Below are 14,107 nucleotides of genomic sequence, written 5' to 3'. Positions count from 1 at the left end.
TTGGGGCCGGAGCGCTTGGCTGCGTAGTTTAATGGATAAAACGAGCGTTTCCTAAACGCTTGATATGGGTTCGATTCCCGTCGCGGCTACAACTAAACCGTGTTTGCAGTCTGCAGGCACGGTTTTTTTGCGTTTGGATCAGTGTTATTGGCTACGGTGTAGGGGCGGGGCTTGTCCCCGCCCGCCGTTCGCACCGTTCAACGATAACCGTTTCAACGGCACCGTTCAACGATAATCGTTCAACGACGGGCAGGGGCAAGTCCCGCCCCTACACCGTTCTGCTTAGCAGCAGTTCGCTCACCCAATCAGCCCCGTGCTCATGGCGTGGCGGATGAGGGCGGCGGTGTTTTTGGTCTGGGTTTTCTCGATGATGTTCTGGCGGTGGGTTTCGATGGTGCGCTTGCTGGTAAAGAGCGTGTCGGCAATTTCCTGGTTGGTGAGGCCCTCGGCAATGAGCTGCAGCACTTCCAGCTCGCGGCCCGATAGCTCGGCGTGGCTTGTGACGGTGGGCGGTGGGGCCAGCCGGTAGCCGTTGGGCAGGGCAGGGGCGGGGGTGCGCTCCACGAGGCGGCGCAGCAGGTTCAGCCCGATTTCGGTGCACAAAAAGGGGCGGTCGGCGGCCACGGTGCGGATGGCGAAGGCAATTTCGGTGCTGTCGGCATTCTTAAGCACGTAGCCCAGGGCCCCGGCCTCCAGGATGCGGTGCACGTAGTTTTCGTGGTCGAGGATGGAGAGTATCAGTACCCGTACCTCAGGAAATTGCTCGCGCAGCCGCGGCATCACCTCAAAGCCATCGAGTATGGGCATATTGATGTCGAGCAGCACCAAATCGGCGGGCGTGTGGGCCAGCAGCTCCAGCAGGGCCTGGCCGTTGGCAGCTTCGCCCACCACCTGCATATTAGGCTCGCGGGCCAGCAGCGCGCTGATGCCGTCGCGCAGGATAGTGTGGTCGTCGGCTAGAATAATTCGGATCATAATGGGAAGGGAAGAAGGACGGCTATACTACGAAATAGGCGCCAGTCGCGTCCAAATTAAATTATCTGCGTAAGCTTGCCCGACCAACCGCCGTGCTTCTATGAACCCAGCTCCCCTCTCGGGCCTCTACGCGCCCTCGCTCAGCCTGCTCACCGACTTGTACCAGGTTACGATGGCCTATGGCTACTGGCAGCAGGGCCTGCAGGACCGCGAAGCCGTATTCCACCTCTACTTCCGCCGCCCGCCGTTTCAGGGGGGCTACGCCGTGGCCGCGGGCCTGGCCTACGTGGCCGATTTCCTCGAAAGCCTGGCTTTCTCGGAAGACGACCTGACGTATTTAGCCGGTCTGAAAGGCGCCAAGGGCACGCCGCTATTCCCGCAGGAGTTTCTGGAGTACCTGCGCACGCTGGAGTTCAGCTGCGACGTGGACGCCATGCCCGAGGGCACCGTGGCCTTCGCCAACGAGCCGCTGATTCGGGTGCAGGGGCCGCTGCTGCAGGCCCAGCTGATTGAAACGGCCCTGCTCACGCTCGTCAACTTCCAGACCCTGATTGCCACCAAGGCCGCCCGCATCCGCGAGGCCGCCGGCGCCGATATGGTGCTGGAATTCGGGTTGCGCCGCGCGCAGGGCCCCGATGGCGGCCTGTCGGCCAGCCGCGCCGCCTACCTGGGCGGGGTGGATGCCACCAGCAACGTGCTGGCGGGCCAGCGGTTCGGCATTCCCGTCAAGGGCACCCACGCCCACAGCTGGGTAATGGCCTTCGAGGACGAAGAAACGGCCTTTGCCGCCTACGCCAAGGCCTTCCCCGACGACTCGGTGTTTCTGGTGGACACCTACGACACGCTGGAGGGCGTGCGCAAGGCCATCAAGGTGGCGCGGGCCATGCGGGCCGAGGGGCACGAGCTGGGCGGCATCCGCCTCGACTCGGGCGATTTGGCTTACCTGAGCCGCGAGGCCCGGGAGCTGCTGAATGAGGCCGGCTTCCCCGACGTGCGCATCGTGGCCAGCAACGACCTGGAGGAAAACCTGATTACCAGCCTCAAGCTGCAGGGCGCTAAAATCGACACCTGGGGCATCGGCACGCAGCTGGTAACGGCCTACAACCAGCCGGCGCTGGGAGGGGTGTACAAGCTGGCCGCGTTGCGCAAGCCCGACGATTCGGGCTGGGACTTCACCATCAAGCTCAGCGAGCAGCTGGCCAAAACCAGCATCCCCGGCATTTTGCAGGTGCGCCGCTACGAAACCGACAAGGGCCAGCCCCGCGCCGACATGCTCTACAACACGGCCACGCCGCCACCCACGGCCCCGCTGGTTATCGTCGACCCGCTCGATGCCACCCGCCGCCGCACCGTGCGCCCCGAAACGCCCTACCGCGAGCTGCTGGAGCCCGTGTTTCGGCGCGGCCGGCTGCTGCAGCCGCTGCCCCCGCTGGCCGAGAGCCGCGCCCGCGCCCACCGCGAAGTGCTGGCCCTCGACCCCAGCATCCGCCGCTTCCTCAATCCCCACACCTACCCCGTGGGCCTCGAAGAAACCCTCTACGACTACCGCAACCGCCTGATTCTGGAAAAGCGCGGGTTGGAGTAGGGGCGACTTGGTGATTTGGTGAACCGTTCTGTCATCCTGAGCGAAGCGAAGGACCTTATCACGCCAGTACGAATCGTTGTTACGGTCGTTCAAGCGTGATAAGGTCCTTCGCTTCGCTCAGGATGACAGGTCCTTTACTTTCCGGTTCACCAAGTCACCAAATCTCCAAATCATTTCTCACTGCGGGCGGCGGTGTTGATGGTTTGGCGGGCCGACTGGTAGGCGGCGTAGAAGGCGGGCTGGGGGCGCTGGTAGCGCAGTAGGTACTTATCGAGGCGGTTGCGGAGCAGGTTGTTGGCCTGGCGCAGGTCGGCGCCGATTTGCTGCTTGAGGGCCTTGCCGGTGGCCACGGCGGTGCGGGGCGTGGTCAGCTCCTGGCGGAAGGCGTTGAGGGCGGCTTGCAGGTCCTGGAGCTCCTGGGGCGTTACGTTTTGCCGGGCCAGGGGCTGGGCGTGCTCGGTGGCGCGCCGGTGCAGGTTGGCCCCGATGCGCAGCAGGTCGTTGTCGGGTTGGCGCTGGAGCTGCTTTTCGGTGTAGTCGGCGTCGGTGTGCAGGCCGATGTCGTCCTGCTCGTCGGCCAGGGCCAGCAGGGCGGCGGCGACATCGGCGGCGCGCTGGGCCAGCAGCTGCTTGGTTTGCTTTTTCACGGCGCCGGGCTGGGCGGGCGTCACGGCGTTGCGCTGGCGGTCGGCGGTGGGGTCGAGGGCCGCGACGAGGGCGGCCAGCTCGTCGTGGGCTTTGCCGAGGGCCTGGTTGGTGGCGTAGAGGGCGGCGTGCTGGTCGAGCACGGCCAGGGTGGCTTGCAGCATGGCCAGCTTCGCCCGTTGGGTATCGTTCATAAGGGAATGAGGGTTAGGGAATTTAGAGACGTAATATAGAAACTACCGCCACACTATGCGCCAGCGAAGCCCAAGGATATTTCAGCCGCCACCCCGCGACAGGCCCACCGGCGCCCGCGACGACCCCACACCGCCCCGCAACGACTTCAACGGCCGCGTTACGGGTTCAACTCGCCACGTTATAGGTTCATTCGGCCGCGTTATGGGTTTGAGCGGCCGCGCTACAGGTTTGAATAGCCGTGTTATAGGTTCAATTGTCCACTTTACGGATTCGTTCGGCCGCGTTGTAGGCTTAATGCGCCGCGCGCTTGTGTGTACTGCCTTCACGAGAGGCCGTGCCAGAACCTCCTAGCCACGGTTATTGAGGCAGCATTAGACTACGATATAAGCTGAACTTGCCCTCAGCACCACTACGTATTGTCTAACACTTTAAGAGGAAGTACAGTAATTGAGGCACAATCTCATAAGTATGTATAGATTTGCCTCCCCTTAAAAAACTAAACGATTGATATATGACATTTGAAGTATTACATGAAGGAACTGAGTGCAACTGTGTTGATGGGGTTGGTACAGATACGGAATCCACTTTCTTGCGTACAGTAGGTGGGAATCAACCAAAGGAACGGGACTTTATGTCTCATTGGGAGCGTTACAAGAAGCAGGGGAAAGAAATTGAGGCTAAGGGCTGTGCAGATACCTGTGGGTGGAAAGGTGTTTCAATGAACAAAGCTGATGGATATGATGAAGAGGAAATTATAACCGTATTTAGGCAGAGGCTCATGTTTAGTCCTCAGAGCAAGATGTACATCTGCCGATTTAAAACAGGGAGTGAAAATGGCGTTGTGAATCACACTCCAAATGATGACCATGACAGCCATCACGATTTGCTTAAATGTGACGTCTTTAGTGTTGAAAAGCTCGAATCAGTATCTGTTGTAAAAATTGAACTCGAAGACGATGCTGATTAATAAAATACAAACTGAAAAAAACGTATTAGCTCCTGATTTTTCAATCATTGAGACTGATTATGAGTTGTTGATTTCTGATGAATACCCTGTACTTTATGTAGGGAGAAATCAATATGGGTCTTGGATTATAGGTTCATTTTTGGAAGAAGACGAAGATGATCTTACTGTCCTGTACTATATACACTTTATTGTTAAAAATATTGATTATTTAGATTTTATATCTAAAAGGAGAAGTTATAGGGATATATTTGAAATATCTAAAAACGCTTTTATTGTTAAGAAAGATTTAATTTCACTGACTGTTAGTGATATATTTTCTGTCAATGCAGATGATATACCTAGTCAGTACAAGCCGCATAGAAAGAGCTATTATCCTGGTAAAAGAAAATCTTCATCATCATCGTATAAGATTACTTTAAAAGGTGGTATTGCAGATGCTCATCATGCACTAACAAAAGATTTGCTAAATATTCAAAGTGCTGTTGTTGATGTATTTTCAAATACTATAGAATCATTGCCTAATTTAGGTTTGACTACAGAGATATTTCAATTTGCAGATACTGAGGGTAGCTTCCAGCTCAATTTTGAGGTAAGCGTTGATGCGTCTAATGCTAAGAGTAAAGATTTATTCTTTAGAGAAGGCTTGTTTTCTGTATTCCAAAATGATTTGATAGAATATATTGTTAAATATCTTCCTGAAGAAGTGAATGACGTTTACTCTGTCCAAGAGCCCGGTGGAAATTTTAGAAAGTTATGTGATTCTGCTAAGGCTTTATATTCAAAACTTGGAAAAGCAATTGAGGATGAAGAGCTTTTTGAATCGTTGAAATCGTCAATACATTCCGCTTTGAATGATATTCTAAAAGCTTCTGAATCTGTGGGTAAAAATTATGACTCAATTGAATTTATATCCATAGAAGAAAATGGTGATGGCGGGCAACTTATAGGTTACGTTACGAAAGATAATAAAAGTGAGTTAATGGATACTGCAAAAATAATAGATCATTTAGAGCAAGAGGAGGAATCTGACGATACCGTTGCTGATGATGAACATCAAATTTATAATATATATATACATAATCTCAATACTGAAACTAGGAAAGGGGCTGGTACAGTAATGTTTGAAGATGGAAATGCGGCTAGGGTTAAAGTGTCAATATCTGGCTCTGACGTTCTGGAGGAAACGAAATATACAGAAAGCCTATACGCTCATAAATTTATTAAAGTATCGGCAATTGGGATTAGAAAAAAAGGATTTCTAAAAAAACTGGAAATAGATTTTGATCTTTCTCAATAAAATAAAAACCCCCTCTTGATAAATTATCAAGAGGGGGTTTTTATTTTAGTATCTGATAATACGCATAGTCATGCAAAAAAGGTAATTTCTACACCCCCACCGGCTCCTCGCTGCCTAGCTCGCTGAGCACGCGCTTGGCGGCGGCCACGCTGGGCACGTTGCTGATGCTGAAGACGAGCTGCTGCTTGCGCTCCTTCATGCTGGACGAGTTGGGGTGGGTCTGCACGTAGGAGAGGATGTTGCCGAAGGTGTCGCCCTGGAAGTAGGCCTCGTTGTTTTCGGCCGGGATGTAGCCCTTGAGCACGTTTTTCTTGTAGCTCAGGCGCTCGAAGCCGGCGTGGCGGCCCTGCCAGCGCAGGCGCACGATGTCGGCCAGCTGCTCCACTTCGGGCGGCAGCGGGCCGAAGCGGTCGGTCATGCCGGCCAGCAGCTTGTGCAGCTGCTCGGGGCCCTTGGCGCGGTCCATTTTGCTGTACAGCTGCAGGCGCTCCGACACGTTGCTCACGTAGGCGTCGGGGATGAGCACCTGCAGGTCGGTTTCGATGTTGCACTGCTGCACGCCGGCCGTTTTGGCGGCTTCCTGCAGGCGCTGGGTGGGGTCGCCGAGGAACAGGTCGCGGAACTCGGTTTCCTTGAGCTCGGTCACGGCCTCATCCAGAATCTGGTGGTAGGTTTCGAAGCCCAAATCGTTGATAAAGCCCGACTGCTCGCCGCCCAGCAGGTTGCCCGCGCCCCGGATGTCGAGGTCGCGCATGGCCACTTTGAAGCCGTCGCCGAGGTCGGAGAATTCTTCGAGCGTGCTCAGGCGCTTGCGGGCATCGGAGGGCAAACCGGCCACCGGGGGCGTGAGCAGGTAGCAGTAGGCCTTTTTGTTGGAGCGGCCCACGCGGCCCCGCATCTGGTGCAAATCGCTCAGGCCAAACAGGTGGGCGCGGTTGATGATGATGGTGTTGGCGTTGGGAATGTCGAGGCCGCTTTCGATGAGGTTGGTGCTCACCAGCACGTCGTAGTCGCCGTCCACGAACTTCATCATGCGCTTTTCGAGCTTGTCGCCCTCCATCTGCCCGTGGATGTAGGTCACGCGGGCGTCGGGCACGAGGCGCACAATCATGCCGGCCAGCTCCTCGATGTCCTTCACGCGGTTGTGCACGAAAAACACCTGCCCGCCGCGCTTGATTTCGCGGGCCACGGCGTCGCGAATCAGCAGCTCGTCGAACACGTGCAGCTCGGTTTGCACCGGCTGGCGGTTGGGCGGCGGCGTGGCAATCACGCTCAGGTCGCGGGCACCCATCAGCGAGAAGTGCAGGGTGCGCGGAATGGGCGTGGCCGAGAGCGTGAGCGTGTCGACGTTCACCTTCAGCTCCTTGAGCTTGTCCTTGGTTTTCACGCCGAACTTCTGCTCCTCATCAATCACGAGCAGGCCCAGGTCCTTGAACTTGATGTCTTTGTTGGTGAGGCGGTGGGTGCCAATGAGGATGTCGGTTTTGCCCTCGGCCACCCGGCCCAGCGTCTCCTTTATCTGCTTGGTTGATTTGAAGCGGTTGACGTACTCCACCGTCACGGGCAGGTTGGCCAGCCGCTCCCGAAACGTTTTGTAGTGCTGCATGGCCAGAATGGTGGTGGGCACGAGCACGGCCACCTGCTTGCCATCGGCCACCGACTTAAACGCGGCCCGGATGGCTATTTCCGTCTTGCCGAAGCCCACGTCGCCGCAGATCAGCCGGTCCATGGGGTGGGGCTGCTCCATGTCGTGCTTCACGTCTTCGGTGGCCTTGCCCTGGTCGGGCGTGTCTTCGTAAATGAAGCTCGATTCGAGCTCGGCCTGCATAAACGAGTCGCGGGCGAAGGCGTGGCCGGGCGCGGTTTTGCGCTTGGCGTACAGCCGGATCAGCTCGGCGGCAATGTCCTTCACCTTCTTCTTGACGGCCTTTTTCTTGTTTTCCCACTCCGGCGAGCCCAGCTTGCTCATGGTGGGCGGCGTGCCCTCGGCCCCGCTGTACTTGGCAATCTTGTGCAAAGCGTGAATGCTCACGGTCAGCACGTCGTCGTCGCGGTAAATCAGCCGGATGGCTTCCTGCATCCGGTCGTTGATTTCGACCTGCGTCAGGCCCGCAAACCGGGCAATGCCGTAGTCCTGGTGGGTCACGTAGTCGCCGGGCACCAGGGTGCGGAGCTCCTTGAGCGTGAGGGCCTTTTTCTTGGAGAACTTGCGGCCCTCCTGGGCCCTATAGAACCGCTCGAACAGCTGGTGGTCGGTGTACACGAGCAGTTGCAGCGTCTCATCAATGTAGCCCTCGCGCAACCCCAGCAGCAGATGCTGGAATTGCACGTTGTTGTCGAGCTCATCGAAAATCGTGCGCAGCCGGTCGGCCTGCCTGACCGATTCGGCGGCAATGATGTTGGTGTAGCCGTTGAGCTGGTTTTCGTGCAGGTTCTTCACCAGCCGCCCGAAGTCTTTGTTGAAGCTGGGCTGGGGCCGGGCCGTGAACTGGAACGCCTCGGCATTCTTAAAGTAGAACCGCTTGCCGAACTCGGCAATGGCAAAGCCCTCCAGCAGCTTCTTAAAGCTCTTGCCCGACTCAAACAGGTCCTCCGGCTTGCTCACAATCTGCATGCCCGCGGCCCCGGCCAGCAGCTGCTGGAAGTTGGCCTCGGCCCACTCAAACGACTCGGTTACCACGTCCAGCGTCTGGCGCAGGTCCTTGGCCCAAATGGCCGTATCGCCCGGAATAAAGTCCAGAAACGCCTCCCGCGTCTCCTGCAACAGCTTGGTCTGCACGTTCGGGATAATGCTCACCTGGGGCCGCTTCTCCACCGACAGCTGGCTCTCGGGGTCAAACGTGCGAATCGTCTCTACCTCATCGCCGAACAGCTCGATGCGGTAGGGCAACTCGTTGGCGTAGCTGAAGATGTCCACGATACCCCCGCGCACCGCGAACTGGCCGGCCTCGTACACGAAGTCGCTCCGCTCAAAGTCGTACTCGGCCAGCATCTCGCTGATGAAGTTCACATCGAGCCGGTCGCCCACCTTCACGATAAACGTGTTGGCCACCAGGCTTTTCTTGTTGATCACCTTTTCGAACAGGGCCTCCGGGTAGGTGACGATGAGGGCGCCAGGGGCCTCACCCCCCCGGCCCCCCTCTCCGGGGGGAGAGGGGGGAGCCTGACGACCCGTTGTAGCCACTGGCTTTTTGTCGCTTGGCTCCCCCTCTCCCCCCGGAGAGGGGGTTGGGGGGTGAGGCCCCGACGTCCGCGAGTTCAGCCGGTTCAGCACCTCGGCCCGCATGAGCACGTTGGCGTTTTCCGTCTCGTCGAAGGCGTAGGGGCGCTTGTAGGAGCTGGGGAATAGCAGGGGCTCCTCGTCGGGCAGCAGGTGCTGGAGGTCGGCCAGGAAGTAGGCAGCCTCCTCGCGGTCGTGGAGGATGAAGAGCTGGGGCTGCTGGGGGTAGTTGTGGTGCAGCGCGGCGGCCAGCACGGCATCCTGCGAGCCTACCAGGCCGCGCAAGTGCAGGCGGGCGGGGGCCTCGTCCTCGTTGGCGGCCTTGCCGAGCGAGCGGCGGGTGGTCGGGTTGAGGCGGGCGCCCACGGTGAGTACGGTGGGGTCGAGGAGGTAGAGCTTGAGGAAGTCGGAAACCTGCAAAGGGCGGAGCGGCTAAAGCGAAAATCAGAATAACGGCGCGGCTAAAATAGCGCAGCCGGCAACGGTAGAAGCCCGGCCGGGAGCAAAACCGGTCGGGCAGTACGGGCACACGGCGCGGCTCGCGCGCTAGTCAATACCACCGCCGGCCCCGGAAAGTTTCCGCAGCTTTTGCCGGTTCCCGTCGTACCTTCCCTCTTCACGCGGCACTGGGGCACAACCCCGCACGTAAAGCTATGGCAGACAAGCAACCACCGCAGGATCAGGAAGAATGGAACGGCATCGTGCAGCAGCTGCGGCTTATCTGCGAGCATGTGCGGCAGGATGGTCCCCTGCCCGCGCAGGAGCAGTCTGATGCAGAAGACGCCTTTCGCCAGTGCCTCACCCACCTCGAAAACCAGGTGCAGGATATGCACAACGGCCTAAAAGGCAGCGGTGGTAGCTTTTAAGGGAGATTAGGAGTTGGCAAAAGAACGTCATGCTTCGGCTGTGGCTGCGCCTTCGTTCAGCATGACGTTCTTTTGTGTATCCTGATTCTTTAAATCATCAAAATTGCGCGGTTCTTCTCATTTGGCCATTGGCCTCATTACCGGCGTGGCCGTTGCGGGCCTCGTGCCGGGCATACCGTTCTCGCCGGCCGGTATTGCTCTGGCTGGCTTCTCGGCCCTGGCCCCCGACCTCGACCACCCCGCCTCGCGCCTGAGCAAGCGCCTCGGTTTCGCCCAGAACTACGTGCGGTGGGCCTTTATAGCGGTGGCGGCTGTGGTGGCGGCCTACGCCCAATGGCAGCTGGTGCCCGGCCCCAACCGGCGGCTGGCCTTCACGGTGGCCCTGGCCTTCGGGCTGGTGGGCGCGGCCATGCAGGGCGAAACCACCCGCAAGCTGGCCCTGCTCTTTACCGGGCTGTGCACGGTGGTGGCGGGCCTCTATACCGGTTTTGTGTGGTTGAGTATGCTGGGCTGCTTCATTGCCCTGGCGCCCTTCACCAGCCACCGCACTTACACCCACACGCTCTGGGCCGCCGCTGCCTGGACCTACATCGGGCACCTAGCCAACCAAAGCTTGGGCTGGCACGGTATAGCCCTATTCGCGGGCGGTGGCTATGTATCCCATCTGTTGGCCGATTCGCTCACCAAGGCTGGCGTTAAATGGTTTATGCCCCTGGCCGATGTGAGCCTGGGAATCCCGCTCATCCGCACCGGCTCCAAGAGCGGCAATCTGCTCGAAGTTGTCATCTGTACCGTCTACGCCGTGCTCGTGCTGGCGCTTATCGCAAGTCGTTTGCAGTTTTAAGCGGCCGGGCAGGTTGGCTTGCTGCAACGGCATTTCGGGCCGTAAAATAGGGCGGTTGGCCGAATTTTCCGGCCCGGTATTTCCTTAAAACGTACCTTTCCATACAGTTGAGCTCAAAACCACGCAGTCGGCGGGAAAAGCAGAGAATCAATAATAATTGTACTTGACTAGGAATTACCGGCAGAATCCGGTGGTTGAATAGGTGGCCAGCTGCAGGCGGCGAATGAATATTAAGAAATTAGTATCCTGTAGATTGGCTTAAAAGCCGGCTATGCTTTAGTATTGCACGGCAATCAACAATAACCCTATAGCACGGTCTGCCAACAAGTTCGTAGTAGCTGCCTTACTAACAGTCTGTATCACTTTACACGCATACTGTCAGTTCATTACCCGCTTAAGCAGTTCGTCGCATTCCCTGTACTGCTACTGGTTAAATACGGAGCTGTACTCCGGCTATGGATTATTACCATATCGTAACCTCAACAAGCAGTACCTTTGCACCGGCTTCGGCTCCGAAGACGGTCAGTTGCTCCCTCACCCATACACAACCGTTTCGCTTACTTTTTTCGCGCTTAACCAGATTTCTTTATGAACCAGATGAATAGCCCGCTGATCAGGATTGGTATTTTTTATGACGGTAATTATTTCCTGAAAATCAGTGATTACTACTACTTCCAGCACGATCGTAAAGCCCGTATCAGCCTCGAAGGCCTGCATGAGTTTATCCGTCATCAGGTAGCCGAGGAAGAGGATGTGGATGTGCGGCTGAGCCAGATCATCGACTCGCACTTCTTCCGTGGCCGCCTCTCGGCCACCGAGGCCCGCGACAAGGACCGTCTGTTCCACGACCGGCTGCTCGACGATATCCTCATGAACATGGGTATTGCCACCCACTACATGCCCCTGAAAACCCGCGACGGCCGTTTGCAGGAAAAGGGCATCGATGTGTGGCTCTCGCTGGAAGCCCTGGAGCTGTCTATCCACAAGAGCCTCGATGTGGTGGTGCTTATCGCCGGCGACTCGGATTACGCACCCCTCATCAAGAAGCTCAATACCGTGGGCACGCGCGTTATGCTGCTCAACTGGGACTTCAAATACACCGATTTCAAGGGCGAGAACCGCGTAACCCGCGCCTCGCAGCAGCTACTCGATCAGGCTACCTATCCGGTGCAGATGCACGAAATCATCGACCAGGGCCTCACCGATGGCGACGACCTGATTGAGTCGCTGTTTGTGAACACGCCCGAGCCGGCTGCTTTCCCCAGCACCAAGCCCGTGCGCCCCACCGGCCCCACGGCCGCCGGCCCGGTTGGTACCATCGGTATGAGCACCATCAAAAACCTCAAAAACGGTTTCGGCTTCGTGGTGATGCCCCCCAACAACCTGTTCTTCAGCTATGCTGATATGTCGGAGGGCGACTTCAACGAGCTGCAGGAAGGCGACTGGGTGGAGTTTACGGTAGGCCGCAACCACCGCGACGAAGACTGCGCCCGCAACGTGCGCAAAGTCGATGCTCCCGAAATTCCGGATGGGGCCGAAGACGATGACGACGATAACTACAGCGACGAGCACGAGGAGCACGAATCGGCCAGCTCGCCCGAGCGTCTGTAGATTTTTGAGCCGTTAGCTGAGGTTTTTAGCTCATAGCTTTCGTGTAAGAAAATTCGACACCGCCGACTAAGCCGACTAATAGAAGGCCCCGCACTCAACCGAGTGCGGGGCCTTCTTCGTTTTTCAGCTAACAACTAACAGCTAACCTCAAAGGGACAATAAGTTGCTGAAGTCGCGCTTGGTGGCGGGGTAGCGGTTGAAGGTGCCCAGGCCCCGGGCCACTACAAGGTTGTCGCGGCTGGGGCAGCGGATGGTGACGGTGGTGACGACCAGGGTGCGGCCGGCGTGCTCGATGTTGCCGTGGGCCTCCAGTTCGTCGTGTAGATACACCGGATGAAAGTAGTTCATCTTGAACTCGACCGTGGAAACCAGCTCGCCGGCCGTAAAAGCCAGCGACAGGGCCGCCGCACCCAGCGCCGCATCCATCAGGCCGGCCAGTACGCCGCCGTGGCAGGTGTTGGGCGAGGAAAGGTGCTCGTCGAGTACGCGCATGGTGTAGCGGATGCTGCCCGGTTGGTCGACGTGCAGCGTCATGCCATTGGCGCGGCCGTAGTGGTTGATTTGGTTGTACGTGGCAATGAGGGCACTGATGTCGGGCAGGCTATCCATGAGATTCAAACGGGGTAGGACGGATTGAAAGAAGCGGCAGACCAGAGCAGCTGCCACAGCCGCAAGCTACAAGTGGTGCGCTTTCCTGAGCATGCCTGCTGCTTGCGCCTAAATACGCTTGCGCATCAGAAAGTGCTGGATGCGGCCGAAAAGTAGGTGCGAAGGGGCCACTACTACGTAATCGGCCCGCTCGTAAAACGGCACGGCTTCGGCGCGGGCCTGAAGCACTAGCTCCTGGAAGTGTTGCTGCCGGGCGGCAGCTTCGAGGTGCGCCAGCAGCTGCCCGCCTATGCCGCGGCCCTGCCAGGTGGGGGCCACGGCCATAAACCGCAGTTGGCCCTGCCCCGGGGCCGAGGAATGCAGACGGCCCACCCCAAGAGCCTGAGTGGGGTCGTCGGGAGCTAAGAGCAGGGCGTGGGTGGTGGTGGGGGCGTCGTCGTCGGGGGTGCGCTCCGAGCCGGGGGGCTGCTGCCAGGGCTGGCGCAGCACTTCGTAGCGGAGGCGGTAGTAGGCCGCCCAGTGGGCCGGCGTGTGGGGCGTGAGAATGGACATGAGCGGTGCCTAAATACGGGAATAATGCGCAAAAGCTGTCTTCATCGGCCGGCCGACGGCGCAGCCTTATCTTTGCCGTCTGTTTCTGCGTTAAGGCAACATCTACTCTTTCCTCACCTTTTCCCTCTTCCTATGCCCTCCTTCGATATTGTAAGCAAAGTTGATCCGCAGACCCTCGAAAACGCGGTAAACACGGCCAAGAAAGAGCTGCAGACCCGCTACGACCTGCGCGACACCAAGGGCGGCATTGAGCTCGACAAGAAAACGAACGTCATTACCCTCACCTCGGAAAACGACATGCGCATCCGGGCCCTCGAAGACATTGTGCTTACCCGCCTCGTGAAACAGGGCATTGATGGTACGGCCCTCGATTTCTCGGAAGAGGCCCACGCCAGCGGCACCATGATGAAAAAGGCCGTGAAAGTGCGCGCCGGCATTGATAAAGACGCGGGCCGCAAAATCATCAAGGCCATCAAAGACGCCAAGGTGAAAGTAGAAGCCCAGATGCAGGACGACCAGGTGCGGGTGTCGGCCAAGAAGATTGACGAGCTACAGGCCGCCATTGCCGCACTCCGCAGCGCCGACATCGGCCAGCCGCTACAGTTTGTGAATATGAAGTAAGCCGGCACCCCTAGTTGCCAGTATCCGGAGGGCCTTACTGCGCCAGCACGAGCCGTTGCCACGGCCTGTGGTGCGGTAGGGCCCTTTGCTGTGCGCGCACTAGGAGCTGTTCTCAATTAA

At 57.8% G+C, this 14,107-nt stretch carries 12 protein-coding genes and 1 tRNA gene; 8 read left to right on the top strand and 5 right to left on the bottom strand.

The genetic code is table 11. From position 1 onward, the window contains the following. The first annotated feature begins 17 nt into the window (after positions 1–17). Positions 18–89: transfer RNA gene (locus J7E24_RS13890), tRNA-Arg, on the top strand. Positions 90–297: 208 nt separating this feature from the next. Here the strand turns inward: J7E24_RS13890 and J7E24_RS13885 are convergent. After that, positions 298–975, bottom strand: a complete 678-nt coding sequence (locus J7E24_RS13885; RefSeq protein ID WP_215138755.1) for a response regulator — start codon at positions 973–975, stop codon at positions 298–300. 100 nt (positions 976–1,075) lie between these two features. On the opposite strand from J7E24_RS13885, the gene J7E24_RS13880 reads away from it, so the two are divergent. After that, complete coding sequence (locus J7E24_RS13880; RefSeq protein WP_215138754.1) at positions 1,076–2,560, top strand: nicotinate phosphoribosyltransferase; 1,485 nt, start codon at positions 1,076–1,078, stop codon at positions 2,558–2,560. 170 nt (positions 2,561–2,730) lie between these two features. Here J7E24_RS13880 and J7E24_RS13875 read toward each other — a convergent pair whose 3' ends face one another. Then, on the bottom strand, positions 2,731–3,399 hold the full coding sequence (locus tag J7E24_RS13875; RefSeq protein ID WP_215138753.1) for a hypothetical protein: 669 nt from the start codon (positions 3,397–3,399) through the stop codon (positions 2,731–2,733). 512 nt (positions 3,400–3,911) lie between these two features. Between J7E24_RS13875 and J7E24_RS13870 the strand changes: the two genes are divergently transcribed. After that, on the top strand, positions 3,912–4,367 hold the full coding sequence (locus J7E24_RS13870) for a hypothetical protein (protein ID WP_215138752.1): 456 nt from the start codon (positions 3,912–3,914) through the stop codon (positions 4,365–4,367). Beyond that, the gene (locus J7E24_RS13865) at positions 4,357–5,664 is read left to right on the top strand and encodes a hypothetical protein (RefSeq protein ID WP_215138751.1); all 1,308 of its coding nucleotides are present in this window, start codon (positions 4,357–4,359) and stop codon (positions 5,662–5,664) included. The genes J7E24_RS13870 and J7E24_RS13865 overlap by 11 nt, the downstream gene beginning before the upstream one ends. Before the next feature lie 88 nt (positions 5,665–5,752). Here the strand turns inward: J7E24_RS13865 and mfd are convergent, their stop codons facing one another. Further along, complete coding sequence (gene mfd, locus J7E24_RS13860) at positions 5,753–9,304, bottom strand: transcription-repair coupling factor (protein WP_215138750.1); 3,552 nt, start codon at positions 9,302–9,304, stop codon at positions 5,753–5,755. Positions 9,305–9,537: 233 nt separating this feature from the next. Between mfd and J7E24_RS13855 the strand changes: the two genes are divergently transcribed. From J7E24_RS13855 to J7E24_RS13845, 3 genes are all read left to right on the top strand, one after another. After that, positions 9,538–9,750: a hypothetical protein gene (locus J7E24_RS13855; protein WP_215138749.1), complete on the top strand. Its 213-nt coding sequence runs from the start codon at positions 9,538–9,540 to the stop codon at positions 9,748–9,750. Between the two features lie 103 nt (positions 9,751–9,853). Continuing rightward, positions 9,854–10,594, top strand: coding sequence for a metal-dependent hydrolase (locus tag J7E24_RS13850; protein ID WP_215138748.1), 741 nt, complete (start codon positions 9,854–9,856; stop codon positions 10,592–10,594). A gap of 588 nt (positions 10,595–11,182) precedes the next feature. Further along, entirely contained in the window at positions 11,183–12,205 is a 1,023-nt protein-coding gene (locus tag J7E24_RS13845) for an NYN domain-containing protein (protein WP_215138747.1), read from the top strand. 147 nt (positions 12,206–12,352) lie between these two features. Here the strand turns inward: J7E24_RS13845 and J7E24_RS13840 are convergent, their stop codons facing one another. Together J7E24_RS13840 and J7E24_RS13835 are read right to left on the bottom strand one after the other, a co-directional pair. Further along, on the bottom strand, positions 12,353–12,814 hold the full coding sequence (locus J7E24_RS13840) for a PaaI family thioesterase (RefSeq protein WP_215138746.1): 462 nt from the start codon (positions 12,812–12,814) through the stop codon (positions 12,353–12,355). A 108-nt stretch (positions 12,815–12,922) separates the two neighbouring features. Beyond that, on the bottom strand, positions 12,923–13,366 hold the full coding sequence (locus tag J7E24_RS13835; protein ID WP_215138745.1) for a GNAT family N-acetyltransferase: 444 nt from the start codon (positions 13,364–13,366) through the stop codon (positions 12,923–12,925). Positions 13,367–13,498: 132 nt separating this feature from the next. On the opposite strand from J7E24_RS13835, the gene J7E24_RS13830 reads away from it, so the two are divergent. Beyond that, positions 13,499–13,987: a YajQ family cyclic di-GMP-binding protein gene (locus J7E24_RS13830; protein ID WP_215138744.1), complete on the top strand. Its 489-nt coding sequence runs from the start codon at positions 13,499–13,501 to the stop codon at positions 13,985–13,987. The last annotated feature ends 120 nt before the right edge of the window (positions 13,988–14,107 follow it).

Source organism: Hymenobacter sp. ISL-91, assembly GCF_018613725.1.
Classification (GTDB): Bacteria; Bacteroidota; Bacteroidia; order Cytophagales; family Hymenobacteraceae; genus Hymenobacter.
Note: the sequence above shows the minus strand (reverse complement) of the source record. Positions and strands in the feature narration are given on the sequence as shown.